Below are 19,228 nucleotides of genomic sequence, written 5' to 3'. Positions count from 1 at the left end.
ATGTTAAACCGGTTTAGCTATTTAAGCACAGGCAGGGTGTCGGGGAAATATGGCGAGGGAAAATTTGCTTAACCCACCCGATGGGGCCAGTGAATATCACCCACGCCATTGAGCTGCGGGCGGGCGAACAAAAAGCCCTGGAAGCGGCGAATACCGGCGGATTCAAGCCAGCACCACTCTTCTATCTTCTCAATGCCTTCTGCGACCAGCGTAATCTCCAGATCGGTGCAGCAGCTGATTATCGACTTCACAATCGCCTGCTTGGGCCCGCTCAGGTGGATATCGCTGACGATCTCTCTGTCGATTTTGAGCTTATCCGGCTGGAACCGCGTGAGCAGTGAAAGACCAGCATAGCCGGAACCAAAATCATCTATCGCCAGCCCAACCCCTTCCGCGCGCAGCTGTTTAATGGCGCTGTTAAACTGGTTGAAGCCAGAGATCATCTCGTTCTCAGTGACTTCAATGATCACCTGCTCTGGCTGTAGATTGTGCTTTTTGATCTGCGTTACCAGGAACTCTACCGCGCCCGGCACGTTAACCAGCGACATTGGCAGCAGGTTCACCGCCAGTTTGTGGCTGCCGATGCCGAGCTTTTGCGCCAGCGCAAAGGTCCAGGCTTTGGTTTGCAGGTCGACTTCGTAAATCTGTTCACGATCGAGACTACGGAAGAAATGCTCCGGGCTGCCGCCGTCGTTTCCGCGTATAAGCGCTTCGAGAGAACTGATTTTGCCTTCGGACGGCTCGACAATGGGTTGCAGCGCAAACTGGCAGGGCTGTCCCGCCAGCAGACCTAACCCTTTACCAAACGGCGCGCGCTCTCGCGAAAGCGTCCATTTATCAGGCTCATAGTCCGAAGCGGGTGGGATAGCGGTTTTGCCGGTGATAAAGGTCTGAATAAATTTGAAGACCCGATCCTCAGAAGTCAGATAGCTTTCCAGCTTGCTGTAATGCAGAACCGACGCCAGAACCGCTTTCGGGGTCTGAACATCCAGGTCAAACAGCAGCATTCCCACGTCTTCGAAACGTCTGCGCGGGCCGTAATCGCGCATCAGCTCCACCACGCCGGTATGCCGGTCATCCGCACGGATGGTGTTAAAAAGCGCGACGACGCGCTGTTCCGTGCCTTCGAGAATTTGCAGAACGTCACGTCCACGGGAGAGAAGAATGCCTGAGATGCCCTGCTCCGTATTACGGATCCTGGCCTGTTCAACCAGCGCGCTTAACGCTGCGGAGGTGCAGGTTAAGCTCAGCTGGCTTCGATAAATGAGAGTTGTCAGCACAGAAACGGGGTCCGGTATGGGGTATACGCCTGAACGGTACTGTTTAACACAGTTCCCCGGTGTGACCTAATCTATTGTTGGGCTTGTTTCTCCCCGATACGGCTGTCGATCCGCGTCTGCATGTAGTCATAGAACGGATTCGACGTCACGCGCATCAGCGCATCTTTGCCGACGCTCAGAACCGATGTTTCTCCCCACAGGGCTATCGTCCCGAGGCTGATACCGTAGTGGTTTTTCACCGCAGGATGGCGGCCATACAGATCGTCATCCGGCGGGAACGGAATGGCAACATGAGACAGGGAATAAACCTCCTGCGGATACGCCACTGACAGCGGCGCCACCGTTTCCCGGGTGCTGCCCGCTGGCGTTGTCTTTGCCACCATATCAAACCTGTCGGGGCTGGCATTGGTCATAATCGTGACACTGTAACGTCTTTTTGCCTCGGGCAGCAGGTCAGCCACCGCCGTCCACGATGACGGCCTGAACAGTGGACGGAAACTCCCGGCCTGGTTGATATCAAAAACCACCAGTTCGCTGCCGTTTGCCGGAAGCTGGTCAAACAGCCCGCTGACCACGGCGCGGGTACTGACCGTTGAATCCATGACCGACTGAAACGCCAGCACCGGCGGAAGCTGCGCCAGTTTGTGATCATGAACATCGCGGTTTATCTGCTCATGCAGCGCCTGGGTAAGCAGCCAGGACTGACGTGCTGCATTCACCGGGAACGAATTGTATTTATAAGGATTATATTCCGGCGAAATGTTGAGCCACGCGGCTTTGGCAAACGCCGGTAACATGGCCGGTAGCCCGGCGAATCCGGCAAAGCGCGCAAACGCCGTGACGCCAATCATCGGTGAGAGCAAAACGATCTGCTGAGGTTTACGCAGTTCAGGCGCATCAAGAGCGTCGAGGGCGTATTTCATCGCCAGCGCCCCGCCGTTGGAGTAGCCCACCAGATGCAGGGGGAGATCGTTCCCCGTCAGGCGTGTCGCTTCACGAACCGCAAGGCGCGATGCGGCCAGCCACGCCTCCCAGTCAACGTCTGTCAGGGCACCCGGCGCCGTGCCGTGTCCGGGCAAACGAGGCACTACGGCCACAAAGCCGTGCTGTTGATAATTCTCTGCCAGATGCCTGACGCTGTAGGGCGAGTCCGTCAGACCGTGCAGCAATACCACCGCCCCGCGCGGCTTTCCGGCAGGCATCAGCACGAATGACCGGTTTGCATCCGGGGAAAAGTGTCCTGGCCACACCAGGCTCTGGCGGTAATAACGGTTCAGCGGCGTGCGCTCTGCGGGGGTGACATTCGCCGTCACCTCAGCGTCGAGAGCGGTGAAGATGGCGTTTTCCCGCGCGACATACGCTGCGAAGGTCGCGTTATCCATCTCCTGCACGGACATTTCATCAGCCCGCCAGGTGTGCCAGTGATGCAGAGCCGGCCCCTGCTGCGAAAGATAAACCCGCACCGCCAGCAGCACGAGCACAATGATCCCGATGACCATCGCTATTTTTTTTGCGAGAGCCATCAGGCGCACGCTGACCCGCCAGGGCAAATTCGCCATGTTAGGCTCCCTCTCTTATTCCCAGAGCGTTCATCTTACCAAAAAATGTGAAGAGGCTGACGTATTCACCAAATAGATACCGCTCAGGCCGGACACTGCACCAAAAGTGAACTACGCTGCACAAATGTTGAGCATCTGTTAAACAAATATTGCATTAACTTTGCTGCACAGCGCGTTTTCGCCGCAATGTGAACATGGCACGCGTCCTGCATTGTTAATCCGGTAACAGAATCCCGGCCTTTGACAGCCAGTTAACAGCGAGGCGGTATGACGACCAAACCTGAGGTGTTGAGCCGTATCGAAGCGACCTTTAGCCAGCTCACCCCGAGCGAAAAGCGGGTGGCAAGCTGGATGCTGGCGCACGTCGGGCAGATCCCCTTTGAAACGGCAGAGAGCGTGGCACTGGCCACGGCAACCAGCGGGATCACCGTCGGACGCTTTCTGCGCAAGCTGGGCTATCGCAACCTGGACGACGCCAAAAAAAGCCTGCGCGATCCCCACCAGCCCTGGGGCATTAACGAGCGTCTCGACTCCTGGAAGCAGCAACAGCCGCTGTCGGGTCGCCTTCAGCACTCCCTGTCGCTGGAGGTGGACGCCATTGCCCATGTCTACCAGCTGGCGCAAAGCGAAACGTTCAGGCAGGTGGTCCAGCAACTTACCCATGCCGACGCCGTCTTCGTGCTGGGGATCCAGTCCACGCGCGGGATCGCCAATGCGTTCTTCAGCCATCTGGAGTATCTGCGCCCGCGGGTGAGCTATTCCGAAGGGCTCTCCGGTAGCTGGGTGGAGTCGCTTAACTCCGGCTTTGCGAACCCGTATATCGTGCTGACGGATACCCGCGCCTACTCCGCCATTGCCCGCCAGTACTGCCGCGTGGCGAGCGAAAAAGGCCTGGCGATGGCGCTGATCACCGATATCTGGTGCCCGTGGGCGCGGGATTACCCGATTGATTTACTCCAGGTGAAGACCGATACCGGCCATTTCTGGGATTCGCTGGCGCCGGTGAGCTGTCTCTTCAACCTGCTGCTGTCGGGCGTTGTGGAGGCGCTGGGCGATGCGCTGCCGGAACGTCTGGCAATCAACCGACAACTACAACAAGAGTTTGGTCAATTTGAACGCTAAAGGAGCGGAGCTATGCCTGAAGAGAGTCAACTGATTGATGTGGCGAAAACCTTTCCCACGCTGCATATCGATCTGAAATACGCGACCGCCGATAACATCACCGGCCGCCCGATCTACCAGCACGCCGCGTGCCTGTTGCATACGGATGCCGCCACCGCGCTGGCGAAAGCGATCAGCATCGCCGCGCTGGCCGGTCTGAAGCTGGTGGTTTACGACGCCTACCGCCCCCAGCAGGCGCAGTCGCAACTCTGGGATGCCTGCCCCAATCCGGAATACGTGGTGGATGTCGCAATTGGCTCTAACCACAGCCGGGGCACCGCCATTGACGTCACGCTGATGGATGAACACGACAACGTGCTGGATATGGGCGCCGGGTTTGACGAAATGCACGACCGTTCTCATGCCTGGCACCCTTCCGTTCCGCCCGAGGCGCAGCGAAATCGTCTGCTCCTGAACGCCGTGATGTACGGCGGCGGTTTTGTGGGCATCAGCAGCGAGTGGTGGCATTTCGAACTGCCGAACGCCGCCAGCTACCCGCTGTTAGATGACCAGTTCGCCTGTTATCCGACCACACACTCACTCTAATTCTGGAGCCCGGCCATGAAAACTACGCTGCTTACAACCCTGATTGCCGCTACGCTCGCCCTGAGCGCCCCTCTCGCGCTGGCGGCGGTGCCAAAAGATATGCTGGTGATTGGGAAAGCTGCCGATCCGCAAACGCTGGATCCGGCGGTCACTATCGATAACAACGACTGGACGGTGACCTACCCCTCGTACCAGCGTCTGGTGAAATACAAGCCTGGCACCACGGAGGTGGAAGGCGATCTGTCGACGGGCTGGAAGGCGTCTGACGACCAGAAAGAGTGGACGTTCACCCTGGCAGATAATGCAAAATTCTCCGACGGCACGCCGGTGACCGCCGAAGCGGTCAAGCTGTCGTTTGAACGTCTGCTGAAAATTAATCAGGGACCTTCCGAAGCGTTCCCGAAAGATTTGAAAGTGGACGCGGTGGATGAACATACGGTGAAATTCACCCTCAGCCAGCCGTTCGCCCCGTTCCTCTACACGCTGGCCAATGACGGCGCGTCGATCGTCAACCCGGCGGTGCTGAAAGCCAATGCCGCCGACGACGCGCGCGGTTTCCTGGCGCAAAACACCGCGGGTTCCGGACCGTTTATGCTGAAAAGCTGGCGGAAAGGTCAGCAGCTGGTGATGGTGCCCAACCCACACTGGCCGGGTGAAAAGCCGCACTTCAAGCGCGTCTCGGTGAAGATTATCGGTGAAAGCGCCTCGCGTCGCCTGCAACTTTCCCGTGGCGATCTGGATATCGCCGACGCCCTGCCGGTGGATCAGCTTGCCGCTCTGAAGCAGGAAGGCAAAGTGGCCGTGGCGGAATACCCGTCCCTGCGGGTGACCTACCTCTATCTGAACAACAGTAAGCCTCCGATGAATCAGGTGGATTTGCGCCGCGCGGTCTCCTGGGCCACCGATTATCAGGGGATGGTGAAAGGCATTCTCAGCGGGAACGGCAAGCAGATGCGCGGCCCGATCCCGGAGGGCATGTGGGGCTTCGATGCGAACGCCATGCAGTACAGCTTTGACGAGGCTAAGGCCAAAGCGGCGCTGGAGAAAGTCAACGATAAACCGGCCAGCCTGACGTTCCTCTACTCCGATAACGACCCGAACTGGGAGCCTATCGCCCTCTCCACGCAGGCGAGCCTGGGCAAGCTGGGGATTAACGTCAAGCTCGAGAAACTGGCGAACGCCACCATGCGCGACCGCGTCGGCAAAGGTGATTATGACATTGCGATTGGTAACTGGAGCCCGGACTTCGCTGACCCGTACATGTTCATGAACTACTGGTTTGAATCGGACAAAAAAGGGCTGCCGGGTAACCGCTCATTCTATGAGAACAAAGAGGTCGATGCATTGTTGCAGGCGGCACTGAAAACCACCGATCAGGCGGAACGCACCAAAGATTACCAGCAGGCGCAGAAAGTGGTGATTGACGAGGCGGCTTACGTTTATCTGTTCCAGAAGAACTACCAGCTGGCGATGAACAAAGAGGTCAAAGGCTTCACCTTTAATCCGATGCTTGAGCAGGTCTTTAACATCGCCACCATGAGTAAGTAACGGCCCACGCCGGGGGGAAGTGTATGACGTTCTGGAGCATCGTGCGCCAGCGCTGCTGGGGGTTAATCCTGGTGGTGGCCGGTGTCTGTATTATTACTTTTATTATTTCACACCTGATCCCCGGCGATCCGGCCCGCCTGCTGGCCGGTGACCGCGCCAGCGATGAAATCGTGCAGGGCATCCGCCAGCAGCTGGGGCTGGATCAACCACTCTATATTCAGTTTGGCCGCTATGTAGAGGCGCTGGCGCACGGCGATCTGGGCACCTCCATTCGCACCGGTCGCCCCGTTGCGGAAGATTTGAAAGCCTTTTTCCCCGCCACGCTGGAGCTGGCCTTCTGCTCTTTGCTGCTGGCGCTGGTGATTGGCGTACCGCTGGGCATTTTATCGGCGGTGTACCGTAACCGCTGGCTGGATCACCTGGTGCGACTGATGGCGATGACGGGCATCTCGACGCCTGCCTTCTGGCTGGGACTGGGGGTAATCGTTCTGTTCTACGGGCAACTGCAAATTCTGCCCGGCGGCGGCAGGCTGGACGACTGGCTCGATCCGCCTGCCCACGTTACCGGCTTTTATCTGCTGGACGCCCTGCTGGAAGGCAACGGCGAGGTGTTTTTCAACGCCCTACAGCACCTGATTCTACCCTCCCTGACCCTGGCCTTTGTGCATCTGGGTATTGTGGCGCGTCAGGTGCGTTCCGCGATGCTGGAGCAGCTGAGCGAGGATTATATTCGTACCGCCCGCGCGAGCGGGTTGCCGGGCTGGTACATCGTGCTGCGCTACGCCTTACCCAACGCCATGATCCCCTCCATTACCGTGCTCGGGCTGGCGCTGGGCGATCTGCTGTATGGGGCAGTCCTTACCGAAACCGTGTTTGCCTGGCCGGGAATGGGAGCCTGGGTGGTGACCTCCATTCAGGCGCTGGACTTCCCTGCCGTCATGGGCTTCGCGGTCGTGGTATCGCTGGCCTATGTCTTCGTCAATCTGGTGGTGGATCTGCTGTATCTGTGGATCGACCCGCGAATCGGGCGCGGAGGTGCCGAATGATGTTAACTCAGGAAACGCCCGTCCCCGTCAGCACCGCCAAACAGCGCATCAACTGGGCAAAGCTGTTCTGGATGTTACGCAAAAGCCCGCTCACGCTGATCGGCGGGGTGATTATGATCGTGATGCTGCTGATGATGGTGGTCTCGCCGTGGATAGTCCCGCACGATCCGAACGCGCTGGATCTGACCGCGCGATTGCAGGCGCCTTCAGCCCAGCACTGGTTTGGCACCGATGAGGTAGGCCGGGATCTGTTCAGTCGCGTGCTGGTGGGCAGCCAGCAGTCCATCACGGCGGGGCTGGCGGTGGTGGTGATTGCGGGCGGCATCGGTTCTCTGCTCGGCTGTTTGTCCGGCGTACTCGGCGGGCGCGGCGACGCCATCATTATGCGTATCATGGACATTATGCTCTCCATCCCCTCGCTGGTGCTGACGATGGCGCTAGCCGCCGCGCTCGGCCCAAGCCTGTTTAACGCAATGCTGGCGATTGCGATTGTACGCATTCCGTTTTACGTGCGGCTGGCACGCGGGCAAACGCTGGTGGTGCGCCAGTTCACCTACGTACAGGCCGCCCGCACCTTTGGCGCATCGCGCTGGCACCTGATCAGCTGGCATATCCTGCGTAACGCCCTGCCGCCGCTGATCGTTCAGGCATCGCTGGATATCGGCAGCGCCATTCTGATGGCCGCCACGCTGGGCTTTATTGGATTAGGCGCGCAGCAACCCACCGCCGAATGGGGCGCGATGGTGGCCGTGGGGCGTAACTACGTGCTTGACCAGTGGTGGTACTGCGCGTTTCCGGGGGCGGCAATTCTGATCACGGCAGTTGGGTTTAATCTGTTTGGCGATGGTCTTCGCGACCTGCTGGATCCCAAATCAGGAGGGAAGCAGTCATGAGTGATTCCGTATTATCAATTGAAGATTTGCACCTGAGCTTCCCCATTTTTCGCGGTGACGTCCACGCGCTCAACCACGTCTCGCTGGAGATTGGCCGGGGTGAAATTGTCGGCGTGGTGGGCGAATCCGGCTCGGGAAAATCGGTTACCGCGATGCTGGCGATGCGCCTGCTGCCGGAAGGCAGTTACCATATTCACCATGGACGGGTCACGCTGCTCGGTGAAGATGTCCTGAACGCGTCGGAAAAACAGCTTCGTCAGTGGCGCGGCGCCAGGGTGGCGATGATTTTTCAGGAGCCGATGACGGCGCTCAACCCCACGCGCCGGATTGGCAGGCAGATGGTGGAGGTGATCCGCCAGCATCAGTCGCTTTCCCGCCGCGACGCGCAGCAGAAGGCGATCGCCCTGCTGGGCGAGATGCAAATCCCGGATGCGGCACAGGTGATGGATCGCTATCCGTTTGAGCTTTCCGGCGGCATGCGCCAGCGGGTGATGATCGCCCTTGCCTTCTCCTGCGAGCCGGAGCTGATCATTGCCGATGAGCCGACCACCGCGCTGGACGTGACCGTTCAGCGTCAGGTGCTGCGTCTGCTGAAACACAAAGCGCGCGCCAGCGGGACGTCGGTGCTGTTTATCAGTCACGATATGGCGGTGGTGTCGCAGCTTTGTGACCGGATGTACGTTATGTACGCGGGCAGCGTGATCGAAAGCGGCAGCACGCAGACCTTGATCCACCATCCTGTGCATCCCTATTCGATTGGCCTGCTGCGGTGTGCCCCGGAAAATGGTGAACCGCGCGAGATCCTCCCGGCCATTCCCGGCACGGTGCCTAACCTCAGCCACCTCCCGCGCGGATGTGCCTTTCGCGAACGCTGTTTTGCTGCCGGGGCGAAATGCAGCGAAACGCCGCGCTTAATTTCCACGGGCGCAGAAGGCCAGCAGGCTGCCTGCTGGTACCCACAACAGGAGACACGCCATGTCTGAGGTACTGCTGGAACTGGATAGCGTGCATGTGAATTTTCCTGCGCGCAAAAACTGGCTGGGGCGCGTGACGGAGCAGGTACACGCCCTCAACGGCATGGATCTCCGGATCCATCGCGGCGAAACGCTGGGCGTTGTGGGGGAATCTGGTTGCGGAAAGAGCACGCTGGCGCAGCTGCTGATGGGCATGCTCAAACCGAGTACCGGTGCCTGTCAGCGCGCGAATGCGGCAGGCGGTATGCAGATGGTATTTCAGGACCCGCTCTCGTCCCTCGACCCGCGTTTACCCGTCTGGCGCATCATTACCGAGCCGGTGTGGATACAGCAACGCCGCAGCGAACGGGAGCGTCGTCAGTTGGCTGAGACGCTGGCGCAGCAGGTGGGCATTCGGGCGGAATATCTTGACCGCCTGCCGCATGCGTTTTCGGGTGGACAGCGCCAGCGCATCGCTATTGCCCGGGCGCTCTCTTCGGATCCGGACATCATCGTGCTGGATGAACCCACCAGCGCGCTGGATATTTCCGTCCAGGCGCAGATCCTCAATTTGCTGGTTGCCCTGCAACAGCAGCGAAATCTGACCTACGTGCTGATCTCGCACAACGTCTCGGTGGTCCGTCACATGAGCGACCGGGTGGCGGTAATGTATCTGGGGCAGATCGTGGAGCTGGGTCCGGCGGACCAGGTGCTGGGCAAGCCACGGCATCCGTATACGCAGCTGCTGCTTGACTCCGTTCCCCGTACCGGAGAACCGCTGGACGAAGATCTGGCATTACGCAAAACCGATCTCCCCGGTAATCGCCGCCTGCCCGATGGCTGCTACTTCCGCGACCGCTGCCCGCTGGCAGTTGAAGGATGCGAACGGCCGCAGCCGCTTCAGCCCGCAGCCGGAGACCGAAGCGTACGCTGCTGGCGTAACCGCTAGATTTGCGCCATCCCGCCATCGACAAACAGCTCCGTGGCGTTTATAAAGCTGGCGGCATCGGACGCCAGAAACGCCACGGCTTTTCCGACTTCGCCCGGTGCGCCCAGGCGACCCAGCGGCACCTGGGCCGCCAGCGCATCGTATAATCCCTGACGCTGTTCTTCGGGAACCAGATCGCCAAGACCGGGCGTTTTCACGGGGCCAGGGCTGACGACGTTGACGCGTATCCCGCGGCCCTGTAAGTCCAGCGCCCAGGAGCGGGCAAAGTTACGCACGGCGGCTTTACTGGCGCTGTAGACGCTAAAATTCGCCGTCCCCTTAATCGAAACCGTCGATCCGGTGAGGATAATGGATGAACCAGAGGAGAGCAGCGGCAGCGCTTTCTGGACGGTAAACAGCACGCCGCGCACGTTGGTGGCAAAAATCCGGTCAAACTGCTCCTCGGTGATGGCGCCCAGCGGCAGCATGTCGCCGCCCCCGGCGTTGGCGAACAGAATATCGAGTCGTCCCTCTTCTTTAGCAATCTGCGCGTAAACCGCATCCAGTTCGGCCATTCTGGAGACGTCCGCGCGGATAGCTACCGCCGCGGCGCCAATGTCTGCCCGCGCAGCATCCAGTTCGGCCTGACGACGTCCGGTGATATAGACCTTCGCTCCCTGCGCCGCCAGCTCCTGTGCCGTTGCGAGACCAATACCGGTGCTGCCGCCGGTCACCAGAGCGATTTTTCCTGCAAGCGTTGTATTCATACTCATAACCTTCTGTTGTGATGTAAAAGAGGAGCGTTTGCCCGCGTCAGGCAGACTTTAGATCTTGCGGGATTCGTGATAAACGGGCAAAAATGAAAATGAATTTTCACAGCAGGAAATAATCAGAGGAGATCTGTGTGGATCAGCTAATGGCAATGCGCGCCTTTACGCGGGTGGTTGAATCCGGAAGCTTTACCCGAGCGGCAGACTCCCTGAACATGCCGATAGCTACGCTGAGTAAGCTGGTAAAATCACTTGAAGCGCACCTGGAAACACGGCTGCTGCATCGTACTACGCGCCGGGTGGTCACGACGGCAGAAGGCATGGAATACTACGAGAAAGCGCTGCGGGTATTAATTGATATAGAGGACATTGATACCGCCTTTCGCGCATCGTGCTGCACGCCTAAAGGCCATTTGCGTATCGACGTGGGGGGGTCAACCGCCCGGGACGTGTTGATCCCCCTGCTGCCGGATTTTTTTCAGCGCTACCCGGACCTGCGCATCAACCTGGGGGTAGCCGACCGTCCGGTAGACTTAATCAGTGGAAACGTAGACTGCGTGATCCGCGGCGGCCCGCTGGATGACTCTTCGCTTATCGCCCGGCATATCGGTGACGCCCGGATGATAGCCTGCGCGACGCCGGGCTATCTTAAGACTCACGGCATCCCTGCCTATCCGCAGGAGCTGCGCAACGGCCATAAGCTGATTAGCTACCTTTCCCCCGTTACCGGACGCGCATTCCCGTTTCGGTTCCTCGATCGGGGTGAACCGCTGGAGATCAGCGTTCCGCACCATCTTGGAGTCAATGAAAGCAACGCACACCTGGCCGCGGCGCTGGCGGGTTTAGGGATTATTCAGACGTTTGGCTATGCTGCGAGAACGCATCTGGAAACGGGCGCGCTGGTAGAGATCCTGAGCGACTGGCGTCCTAAGGCGTATCCTTTTCACGTAGTCTATCCACAGAGTCGGCATTTAACACATCGCCTGAGAGTGTTTATTGCGTGGCTTGCCGAGGTCTTCCCTGCGGCGGTGAAAGGTTAGCCGGGCATTTGCCCGGCCAGATATCAGTTCAGTTTGTAATCCAGCGTGATTTCGGCTTTCAACAGCTGCGACACCGGACAACCCGCCTTCGCTTTCTGAATAATGCCGTCGAACTGCTGCGGATCGATACCCGGTACCGTCACCTTGCTTTGCAGCGCCACTTTGCTGATGGCAAAACCACTGTCGGTTTTATCCAGCGAGACATCCGCCGTGGTATCGATGGAGTCGGCGGTATAACCCGCTTCGCCCAACATTAGCGACAGGGCCATAGAGAAACAGGCCGCGTGCGCTGCGCCAATCAGCTCTTCCGGGTTGGTCCCTTTTTCGCCCTCGAAGCGGGTGTTAAAGCCGTAAGGTTGCTGGTTTAGGACGCCACTTTCTGTTGAGACCGTCCCTTTGCCGCGTTTGATGTCGCCAGACCAGTGTGCTGAACCGTGCTTATGAATCGTCATTCTTGCTCTCCTTTTGGCTTACAAAGGGATAAGTATAGGACGCATAATCCATTTTGCAGGTAAGACAGATTAGTCCGAGCGCGTGGCAAGGTGGTTTGCCAGCGCGTCGAGGAACACACGCTGCGCCGCAGGCTGATAGTCTCGCGACTGATAAATACCAAAAATACCGATCGGTTTTGGCGTAAAGGCGCTGAGCACCGGCACCAGGCTGCCCTGCCGTAGCGCCGCGTCGGCCTCGCGCTCGGGCAGCATGGCAATACCACAGTGGTTTATCGCCGCCTCCATCAGCAGTGACGAGATGCTGGCGCTGAGATTGCCGCTGACCGCCGTCGTGATCGGCTCCCCTTCGGGCGTCAAAAAACGCCACGACTGACCGGCAAAAAAGCTGTAATGCAGGCAGTTGTGCCGTGCTAAGTCCTCCAGCTGCTCTGGAACGCCCCGGCTGGCAAGGTAGTGCGGCGAAGCGCAAAGTACGGATCGACACTCTCCCAGTCGGCGGGCGATCATGCCCGGTTCGGGGTTATCGGTGATGCGGATCGCCACGTCAATTCGCTCGCCCACCAGGCTTACCGGATGGTTATTAACATCCAGCTCAATGCGCAGCTGAGGGTAACGCTGCAACAGATCGGGCAGCACCGGAGCGATAATCTGCATCGCGGTGAAATGCGCGCAGGCGACGCGAAGCGTACCTGAGGGTAAATCCTTCACTGACTGATCTTCAATTTCCTGAGAAATTTGCGAGAGCGTACGCGTCTTTTGCAGGACCTTCTCTCCCGCCGCCGTCAGCGTCAGCTTGCGGGTGGAGCGGTTCACCAGCCGCGCCCCGGCCCACTTCTCCATCTGCTCCAGATAACGGCTCACCATCGGACGGGAGATCCCCAGCGCCCGCGCCGCCGCGCTTAAACTCCCCAGCTCACAGATGCGGTTGTACACCTGGGCGGCAATAACGCGATCCATTTTGACCTCCATTTGCTCGATTTATGAAACTAAGCATCTCCTGTTTCAGGAATTCTGGCAAATGAAGAGATCCGTACAATAGAGACTTTCCTGAAGAACAGAGAGATGACCATGACCATCGCCCGCCTTGCTTTACTGACAACCCTTTTCACTCCGGCCGTCTTTGCCGCGCCGTTGACCGTTGATACGTACAACCCGCAGGAAAAAGGCATTTTTGCCGTTTCTTCCACCCTGGTGTCTGGCCCGAAAGAGGCGGTACTGTTTGACGCCCAGTTCAGCGTGAAAGATGGCGAAGCGCTGGTAGAAAAAATTCGCCACAGCGGTAAAACGCTGAACAAAATCGTGATCACTTCCGGCGATCCGGATTTCTATTTCGGCCTGCAACCGCTGGTGAAAGCCTTCCCTAATGCCAAAGTTGTCGCCACGCAACAGGTGGTGGACCATATCAAGGCCACAAAAGACGCGAAGCTCGCCTTCTGGGGGCCACAGATGAAAGACGGCGCGCCGACGCAGCTCTACGTGCCGCAAGTGCTTGCCTCAACCACCTTTATGATTGACGGTGAGAGAGTGAATATTGAAGAGCCTGAGAGCTATGCGGCGTATGTCTGGATCCCATCCGCAAAAACCATCCTCGGCGGCACGGGCGTCTCATGGGGCATTCACGTCTGGACGGCAGATACCCAAACGCCGGAAAGCCGCAAACAGTGGCAGCAGACGCTGGATAGCATGGCAGCCCTTAAGCCCGAACACGTTATTCCGGGCCACTACCTGGGGACACCGCCAGCAGGTACCGGCGCTATCGACTTTACCCGTCGCTATCTACAGCAGTTTGAACAGGCCCTCACGGCAGATAAAGCGTCAACCGGCGTCATCAACACAATGAAAAAACAGTGGCCGAATCTGGCGGAAGCCAGTTCGCTGGAACTGAGTGCCAAAGTGAATACCGGCGAAATGAAGTGGTAATAGCCTGATTATCTCCTGCTATATTTAAATTTTTTATAGCAGGAGTTAACTATGCCATCTTCAGTAAGGGGCATCGACCATATCGGTATTACGGTGCCCGACATTGAAAAAGCCACCCTATTTTTTGAACGCGCTTTCGACGCCCAGGTTTTATATCATTCTGTCGATGCGCAAACCGATAATATTGATCAGCCCGCCCAGCAGCACACCTTAAAATTATTTCCCGGCACAAAAATTCACGCCATTCGCATGCTCGTCATGCCCCACGGACCCGGCATAGAACTTTTCGAAATGCATGGCCCTGAACAGGGAATGCCCGCCCGCGCCAGCGACTTTGGCCTCCAGCATTTTGCTGTTTATGTTGATGATTTTGATAAGGCGATAGCCGCTTTCACCGCTGCTGGCGGGGAGATGTTTACCGCGCCAAAGCCGCTCACGTTTCCGGATGAGCAAGGTGAAGGTAATGCTTTCTGCTATGGGCAAACCCCCTGGGGCAGCAGTGTAGAATTGATTTCCTGGCCAACGCCCATGCCTTATGAAAAAACGACAAATTTACGCCGCTGGAAACCCTGAATTTTATTTCTGTGCTACGGGAGATGATATTTTTATTTCCAGGACGAATCTGAACCACAACGGCGAAAATATTTGCCAATCTGAATGCGAATTACGATTTTGCACGCCGTAACATTAAACAGACAACGACACGGAGGCAGCATGTTTACTTATTACCCGGCACATACCACAGCAGCACAACCCGAACTCGTTAACGCGATTGCGCAGGGTCTTCAGGCGGAGCACGGTGTTGTTACCGAAGATGACATTTTGATGGAACTGACCAGGTGGGTGGAAGCCACAGACAATGACATCCTCAGTGACATCTACCAGCAAACCATCAACTATGTCGTTAGCGGGCAAAATGCACCTTTGTAAAAACCTGCTAAGCTGGATCTGCAACCTAAGGGGTTACATTTCGTTTGCGTGAGCAAACTTGTCCTTAAAACTATCAACGGGATTGAGGAGTTAATATGAAATCGAACCGTCAGGCACGCCACATTCTGGGACTGAACTACAAGCTCTCAAACCAGCGCAAAGTGGTTATTGAAGAGGGGAGCGAAACGCAAGTGACCCACGCCACCGGCAGGAAACGTCAGGCAGGCAAGTAAGTTCCAGTACGAAATCCACAACACCATCGGTTACCCCGGTGGTGTTTTTGTTTATGTGTTGCGGTAATTAATATTTAGCTCCTTTATAATACCGCCCGACCGCACCCCGTAGCACAGGCCAAAAAGATGACAAACAGCAGTGTCAGGGACGGATCTTCTTAAAAAGAGTGAGTGACATGGACAACAAACTGAAAAAACATCGTTCCCTTTATATTCCTTACGCCGGTCCGGTTTTACTGGAGTTTCCCCTTCTGAACAAAGGCAGCGCCTTTAGCATGGAAGAGCGCAGCAGCTTTAACCTGCTGGGTCTGCTGCCTGAAGTGGTTGAAACCATTGAAGAACAGGCGGAACGCGCCTGGATCCAGTATCAGAGCTTTAAAACCGAAATCGATAAGCACATCTACCTGCGTAATATCCAGGACACCAACGAAACCCTCTTCTACCGCCTGGTGCAGAACCATCTCGAAGAAATGATGCCCGTCATTTACACCCCAACCGTCGGCGCGGCGTGTGAACGCTTCTCAGAGATCTACCGTCGTTCCCGCGGCGTGTTCATCTCCTATCAGAACCGTCACAACATGGACGACATTCTGCAAAACGTGCCTAATCACAACATCAAGGTGATCGTGGTAACCGATGGCGAACGTATTCTGGGCCTTGGCGACCAGGGCATTGGTGGGATGGGGATCCCCATCGGTAAGCTCTCGCTGTATACCGCCTGCGGCGGGATCAGCCCGGCCTACACCCTGCCGGTTGTGCTGGACGTGGGGACCAACAACCAGCAACTGCTGAACGATCCGCTGTACATGGGCTGGCGTCACCCGCGCATTACCGACGACGAGTACTATCAGTTTGTTGATGATTTCATCCAGGCCGTGAAGCACCGCTGGCCGGACGTGCTGTTGCAGTTCGAAGACTTCGCACAGAAAAACGCCATGCCGCTGCTGAACCGCTACCGCGATGAGATCTGCTCGTTCAACGATGACATTCAGGGCACTGCGGCAGTGACCGTGGGGACGCTGATTGCCGCGAGCCGTGCGGCAGGCAGCCAGCTCAGCTATCAGAAAATTGTCTTCCTGGGTGCAGGCTCCGCGGGCTGCGGCATCGCCGAGCAAATTATTGCCCAGACCCAGCGCGAAGGCTTAAGCGAAGAGCTGGCTCGCTCCCGCGTCTTTATGGTGGACCGTTTTGGCCTGCTGACCGACGGTATGCCAAACCTGCTCCCGTTCCAGACCAAACTGGTGCAGAAGCGTGAAAACCTGAAAAACTGGGATACGGATAACGAAGTGCTCTCGCTTCTTGACGTGGTGCGCAACGTGAAGCCGGACATTCTGATCGGCGTATCCGGGCAGACCGGCCTCTTCACGGAAGAGATTATTCGCGAGATGCACAAGCACTGCGAACGCCCTATCGTGATGCCGCTGTCTAACCCGACTTCACGCGTGGAGGCAACGCCGCAGGATATCATCGCCTGGACAGAAGGTAAGGCACTGGTCGCGACCGGCAGCCCGTTTGATCCGGTGCTGTGGAAGGACAAACTCTATCCCATCGCACAGTGCAATAACTCCTATATCTTCCCGGGTATTGGTCTGGGGGTTATCGCCTCCGGCGCGTCACGCATCACCGACGAAATGCTGATGTCCGCGAGCGAAACGCTGGCAGGTCACTCACCGCTGGTGAATAACGGTGAAGGCCTGGTACTGCCGGAGCTGAAAGACATTCATAAAGTGTCCCGCGCAATTGCCTTCGCGGTAGGCAAAATGGCGCAGCAGCAAGGCGTCGCGGTGAAAACCTCTGCCGATGCGTTGCAGCAGGCGATTGACGATAATTTCTGGATGCCGGAATACCGTAGCTATCGTCGTACTTCTATTTAAGCATTGCCCCTCACCCAGCCCTCTCCCCTTTGGGGAGGAGGGTTAGGGTGAGGGGAATATACGGCACCTCCCACTAGCCAAACCCATTTTCCCCCGCTACACTCCCTTCATCCATTAACCTACTGAATATATAAGGAGGCCAATTATGCTGTACTGTGAAATTTTCAATGTTTCACATACATTTGGTGATCGCACCAGCTCAAGCGTTATCGGTATCGTGCTGCGATAACTTCCGCTTGAGCGAAGACACCAACCCCTGAAATCCCTTCTCTCGGGCTTACTGAGTTATCGTCAGCGATGTTTGACGAGGCATAAACATGCCTGTAACTCCTGGGTAAGCAACAATGAGCACTTTACTCACTGCACATTCTTTACGCGTTGATACGGCGTTCGGCACGCTCTTCGACTCTCTCTCCTTTACGTTGAAAAAAGGCGATCGCATCGGCCTGCTGGGTGATAACGGCTGCGGAAAAAGTACGCTGCTGAAAATCCTCGACGGGACGCAGTCCCCTGCTGCCGGAACCGTTTCACTGGCGGGGCATTGCCTACTGGCGCGCGTGGAACAACATCTGCCGGAGGCCCTTTATCCCCTGACCATGCTGGATGCGGTGCTGGCGCAGCTGCCGATCGGTGAGCGCGACAGTTTGCGCTGGAAAGCCGAGACGCTGCTGGCCGGAATGGGCTTCACGACGCAGGAAACGGCGTTAACCTCCGCCACGCTGAGCGGCGGCCAGCATACGCGGTTGCTGCTGGCACGAGCGTTGATAAGCGATCCGGATCTGCTGCTTCTGGACGAACCGAGCAACCACCTTGACCTGCCGACCCTGCTGTGGCTGGAGCAGTTTCTACAAAACTGGTCCGGCAGCTTTGTGCTGGTCTCACACGACAGGCAACTGCTGGACGCGGTAACCAACGGCAGCTGGATCCTGCGCGATAAAACGCTGCACGCCTTTGCCCTTCCCTGCACTGCCGCCCGTCTGGCGCTCGACGCAAAAGACGAAAGCGATGCGTTGCGCCATAAGGCAGAGCAAAAAGAGATCGACCGCGTCACGGCCAGCGCACGGCGTCTCGCGACCTGGGGCAAGGTCTATGACAACGAAGATCTCTCCCGTAAGGCTAAGCAGATGGAAAAACAGGTCGAACGCCTGAAAGAGACCCAGACGGAACTGACGGCGGGAAGCCCGTGGACCTTAACCCTGCGCGGGGACGCGCTTCGCGCCGACCGTCTGCTGGAAATGACTCACCTCGGCGTCCCCCCGGCGCCGGGTCTGCCAGACCTGTTTACTCTCGACAGCGCGCGGCTGAAGAGCGGCGATCGCGTGGCGATTGTGGGTCGTAACGGCTGCGGAAAATCGTCGCTGCTGAAGCTTATCTGGCGACATTTTCGCGACGAGATCGCGGACGAGCGGCTTAAGCGTCATCCGCGCGTCTCACCCGGCTACTACGACCAGACGCTGCACCAGTTGCCAGATGATGCGGCGCTGCTTGATGCGCTGGAGCCTTTCGCGCCAGATCCGCAGACCCGTAAAATGGCGCTCATCAGTGCCGGGTTCCCTTGGGCGCGTCACGGGCAAAAAGTCAGTACGCTGAGCGGCGGGGAACGTTCGCGCCTGCTGTTCGTCGGCCTGACGCTTGCCCGTTATAGCCTGCTGATGCTGGATGAACCGACCAACCACCTGGACATGGAAGGCAAAGAGGCGCTGGCGGAAACGCTGCAACAGTTTGAAGGCGGAGTGCTGCTGGTGAGCCACGATCGTCAGTTAATTAGCCAGAGCTGTAACCGCTTCTGGCTGATTGAGGACGGCAGGCTGAGCGAATGGCACGATGCGGAGGCGGTGTTTGAGCGCCTGCGTGAGGACACCGCTCCGGTTGTACCTGAGGCATCGAATAACGCATTGAAGGCACCCTCTTCAGCGTCTGACGATCTGCTCGAACGCCTGGTTGCCCTGGAAACGCTGCTGGAAGAAGATTTGGCGCGCAAGCCAAAACATCAAAAACCGCAGTTACAGGCGCAATGGCGAAAAGAGATTGAGGTGATAGAAGCGCAACTGTAAATCTGAGCCCGGCGGTGACGTCGCCGGGCCAGTGTTTTTCA

General features: G+C 57.6%; 19 protein-coding genes. 14 read left to right on the top strand and 5 right to left on the bottom strand.

Annotated elements, in window-relative coordinates; translation table 11 throughout:
- Positions 1–68: 68 nt before the first annotated feature.
- Together SK54_RS12665 and SK54_RS12660 are read right to left on the bottom strand one after the other, a co-directional pair.
- Positions 69–1,280 carry a diguanylate phosphodiesterase gene (locus SK54_RS12665; protein ID WP_017693396.1) on the bottom strand — a complete coding sequence of 404 codons (1,212 nt, stop codon included), beginning with the start codon at positions 1,278–1,280 and terminating at the stop codon, positions 69–71.
- 71 nt (positions 1,281–1,351) lie between these two features.
- Complete coding sequence (locus SK54_RS12660; protein ID WP_048247325.1) at positions 1,352–2,839, bottom strand: alpha/beta hydrolase; 1,488 nt, start codon at positions 2,837–2,839, stop codon at positions 1,352–1,354.
- A gap of 267 nt (positions 2,840–3,106) precedes the next feature.
- On the opposite strand from SK54_RS12660, the gene SK54_RS12655 reads away from it, so the two are divergent.
- Genes SK54_RS12655 through SK54_RS12625 form a run of 7 tightly spaced genes read left to right on the top strand, consistent with a single transcriptional unit; the run spans position 3,107 to position 9,935 of the window.
- Positions 3,107–3,961: a MurR/RpiR family transcriptional regulator gene (locus tag SK54_RS12655; protein WP_023303764.1), complete on the top strand. Its 855-nt coding sequence runs from the start codon at positions 3,107–3,109 to the stop codon at positions 3,959–3,961.
- 12 nt (positions 3,962–3,973) lie between these two features.
- Complete coding sequence (gene ddpX / locus SK54_RS12650) at positions 3,974–4,546, top strand: D-alanyl-D-alanine dipeptidase (RefSeq protein WP_017382319.1); 573 nt, start codon at positions 3,974–3,976, stop codon at positions 4,544–4,546.
- 15 nt (positions 4,547–4,561) lie between these two features.
- Complete coding sequence (locus SK54_RS12645) at positions 4,562–6,094, top strand: ABC transporter substrate-binding protein (RefSeq protein WP_003857078.1); 1,533 nt, start codon at positions 4,562–4,564, stop codon at positions 6,092–6,094.
- Between the two features lie 23 nt (positions 6,095–6,117).
- The gene (locus tag SK54_RS12640; protein WP_003857077.1) at positions 6,118–7,140 is read left to right on the top strand and encodes an ABC transporter permease; all 1,023 of its coding nucleotides are present in this window, start codon (positions 6,118–6,120) and stop codon (positions 7,138–7,140) included.
- Entirely contained in the window at positions 7,137–8,033 is an 897-nt protein-coding gene (ddpC, locus tag SK54_RS12635) for a D,D-dipeptide ABC transporter permease (RefSeq protein ID WP_006810694.1), read from the top strand. Before SK54_RS12640 ends, ddpC begins: the two co-directional genes overlap by 4 nt.
- Positions 8,030–9,016, top strand: a complete 987-nt coding sequence (locus SK54_RS12630) for an ABC transporter ATP-binding protein (RefSeq protein WP_032648372.1) — start codon at positions 8,030–8,032, stop codon at positions 9,014–9,016. Before ddpC ends, SK54_RS12630 begins: the two co-directional genes overlap by 4 nt.
- Entirely contained in the window at positions 9,009–9,935 is a 927-nt protein-coding gene (locus SK54_RS12625) for an oligopeptide/dipeptide ABC transporter ATP-binding protein (protein WP_045345153.1), read from the top strand. The genes SK54_RS12630 and SK54_RS12625 overlap by 8 nt, the downstream gene beginning before the upstream one ends.
- On the opposite strand, the gene SK54_RS12620 is transcribed toward SK54_RS12625, so the two are convergent.
- On the bottom strand, positions 9,932–10,681 hold the full coding sequence (locus SK54_RS12620) for an SDR family oxidoreductase (RefSeq protein WP_048247323.1): 750 nt from the start codon (positions 10,679–10,681) through the stop codon (positions 9,932–9,934). The genes SK54_RS12625 and SK54_RS12620 overlap by 4 nt on opposite strands.
- A gap of 137 nt (positions 10,682–10,818) precedes the next feature.
- On the opposite strand from SK54_RS12620, the gene SK54_RS12615 reads away from it, so the two are divergent.
- A complete protein-coding gene (locus SK54_RS12615) occupies positions 10,819–11,724 on the top strand; it encodes a LysR family transcriptional regulator (RefSeq protein WP_047717483.1) in 906 nt (301 codons plus the stop codon).
- A 23-nt stretch (positions 11,725–11,747) separates the two neighbouring features.
- On the opposite strand, the gene SK54_RS12610 is transcribed toward SK54_RS12615, so the two are convergent.
- Positions 11,748–12,176: an OsmC family protein gene (locus SK54_RS12610; RefSeq protein ID WP_003857069.1), complete on the bottom strand. Its 429-nt coding sequence runs from the start codon at positions 12,174–12,176 to the stop codon at positions 11,748–11,750.
- A 69-nt stretch (positions 12,177–12,245) separates the two neighbouring features.
- Positions 12,246–13,133 (bottom strand): LysR family transcriptional regulator, encoded by an 888-nt coding sequence (locus SK54_RS12605; RefSeq protein WP_023303768.1) that lies wholly within the window; start codon positions 13,131–13,133, stop codon positions 12,246–12,248.
- A gap of 111 nt (positions 13,134–13,244) precedes the next feature.
- Here SK54_RS12605 and SK54_RS12600 point away from each other — a divergent pair, with 111 nt between their 5' ends.
- The 6 genes from SK54_RS12600 (at position 13,245) to SK54_RS12575 (ending at position 19,187) form a co-directional block, all read left to right on the top strand.
- Positions 13,245–14,096, top strand: coding sequence for a Vmh family MBL fold metallo-hydrolase (locus SK54_RS12600; RefSeq protein WP_023296660.1), 852 nt, complete (start codon positions 13,245–13,247; stop codon positions 14,094–14,096).
- Positions 14,097–14,147: 51 nt separating this feature from the next.
- Positions 14,148–14,669: a VOC family protein gene (locus tag SK54_RS12595; protein WP_048247321.1), complete on the top strand. Its 522-nt coding sequence runs from the start codon at positions 14,148–14,150 to the stop codon at positions 14,667–14,669.
- A gap of 141 nt (positions 14,670–14,810) precedes the next feature.
- Positions 14,811–15,026 (top strand): biofilm-dependent modulation protein, encoded by a 216-nt coding sequence (gene bdm / locus SK54_RS12590; protein WP_015570485.1) that lies wholly within the window; start codon positions 14,811–14,813, stop codon positions 15,024–15,026.
- Positions 15,027–15,121: 95 nt separating this feature from the next.
- Positions 15,122–15,259, top strand: a complete 138-nt coding sequence (sra, locus tag SK54_RS12585; RefSeq protein ID WP_000841561.1) for a stationary-phase-induced ribosome-associated protein — start codon at positions 15,122–15,124, stop codon at positions 15,257–15,259.
- 176 nt (positions 15,260–15,435) lie between these two features.
- Positions 15,436–17,133, top strand: coding sequence for an NAD-dependent malic enzyme (locus tag SK54_RS12580; protein WP_048247319.1), 1,698 nt, complete (start codon positions 15,436–15,438; stop codon positions 17,131–17,133).
- Between the two features lie 344 nt (positions 17,134–17,477).
- Complete coding sequence (locus tag SK54_RS12575) at positions 17,478–19,187, top strand: ABC-F family ATP-binding cassette domain-containing protein (RefSeq protein WP_048247317.1); 1,710 nt, start codon at positions 17,478–17,480, stop codon at positions 19,185–19,187.
- Positions 19,188–19,228 lie beyond the last annotated feature (41 nt).

The organism is Enterobacter sp. MGH120 (assembly GCF_001037725.1).
Lineage (GTDB): Bacteria > Pseudomonadota > Gammaproteobacteria > Enterobacterales > Enterobacteriaceae > Enterobacter > Enterobacter hormaechei_C.
This window is presented reverse-complemented; position numbering and strand designations above follow the sequence as displayed.

Bases quoted from the DNA above. Each gene is read 5' to 3' on its own strand.
- SK54_RS12660 (WP_048247325.1), bottom strand. From the start codon at position 2,839: ATGGCGAATTTGCCCTGGCGGGTCAGCGTGCGCCTGATGGCTCTCGCA.
- SK54_RS12630 (WP_032648372.1), top strand. From the start codon at position 8,030: ATGAGTGATTCCGTATTATCAATTGAAGATTTGCACCTGAGCTTCCCC.
- ddpX (WP_017382319.1), top strand. From the start codon at position 3,974: ATGCCTGAAGAGAGTCAACTGATTGATGTGGCGAAAACCTTTCCCACG.
- sra (WP_000841561.1), top strand. From the start codon at position 15,122: ATGAAATCGAACCGTCAGGCACGCCACATTCTGGGACTGAACTACAAG.
- SK54_RS12625 (WP_045345153.1), top strand. From the start codon at position 9,009: ATGTCTGAGGTACTGCTGGAACTGGATAGCGTGCATGTGAATTTTCCT.
- SK54_RS12595 (WP_048247321.1), top strand. From the start codon at position 14,148: ATGCCATCTTCAGTAAGGGGCATCGACCATATCGGTATTACGGTGCCC.
- bdm (WP_015570485.1), top strand. From the start codon at position 14,811: ATGTTTACTTATTACCCGGCACATACCACAGCAGCACAACCCGAACTC.
- SK54_RS12575 (WP_048247317.1), top strand. From the start codon at position 17,478: ATGAGCACTTTACTCACTGCACATTCTTTACGCGTTGATACGGCGTTC.
- SK54_RS12620 (WP_048247323.1), bottom strand. From the start codon at position 10,681: ATGAATACAACGCTTGCAGGAAAAATCGCTCTGGTGACCGGCGGCAGC.
- SK54_RS12605 (WP_023303768.1), bottom strand. From the start codon at position 13,133: ATGGATCGCGTTATTGCCGCCCAGGTGTACAACCGCATCTGTGAGCTG.
- SK54_RS12645 (WP_003857078.1), top strand. From the start codon at position 4,562: ATGAAAACTACGCTGCTTACAACCCTGATTGCCGCTACGCTCGCCCTG.
- SK54_RS12640 (WP_003857077.1), top strand. From the start codon at position 6,118: ATGACGTTCTGGAGCATCGTGCGCCAGCGCTGCTGGGGGTTAATCCTG.
- ddpC (WP_006810694.1), top strand. From the start codon at position 7,137: ATGATGTTAACTCAGGAAACGCCCGTCCCCGTCAGCACCGCCAAACAG.
- SK54_RS12610 (WP_003857069.1), bottom strand. From the start codon at position 12,176: ATGACGATTCATAAGCACGGTTCAGCACACTGGTCTGGCGACATCAAA.
- SK54_RS12600 (WP_023296660.1), top strand. From the start codon at position 13,245: ATGACCATCGCCCGCCTTGCTTTACTGACAACCCTTTTCACTCCGGCC.
- SK54_RS12655 (WP_023303764.1), top strand. From the start codon at position 3,107: ATGACGACCAAACCTGAGGTGTTGAGCCGTATCGAAGCGACCTTTAGC.
- SK54_RS12580 (WP_048247319.1), top strand. From the start codon at position 15,436: ATGGACAACAAACTGAAAAAACATCGTTCCCTTTATATTCCTTACGCC.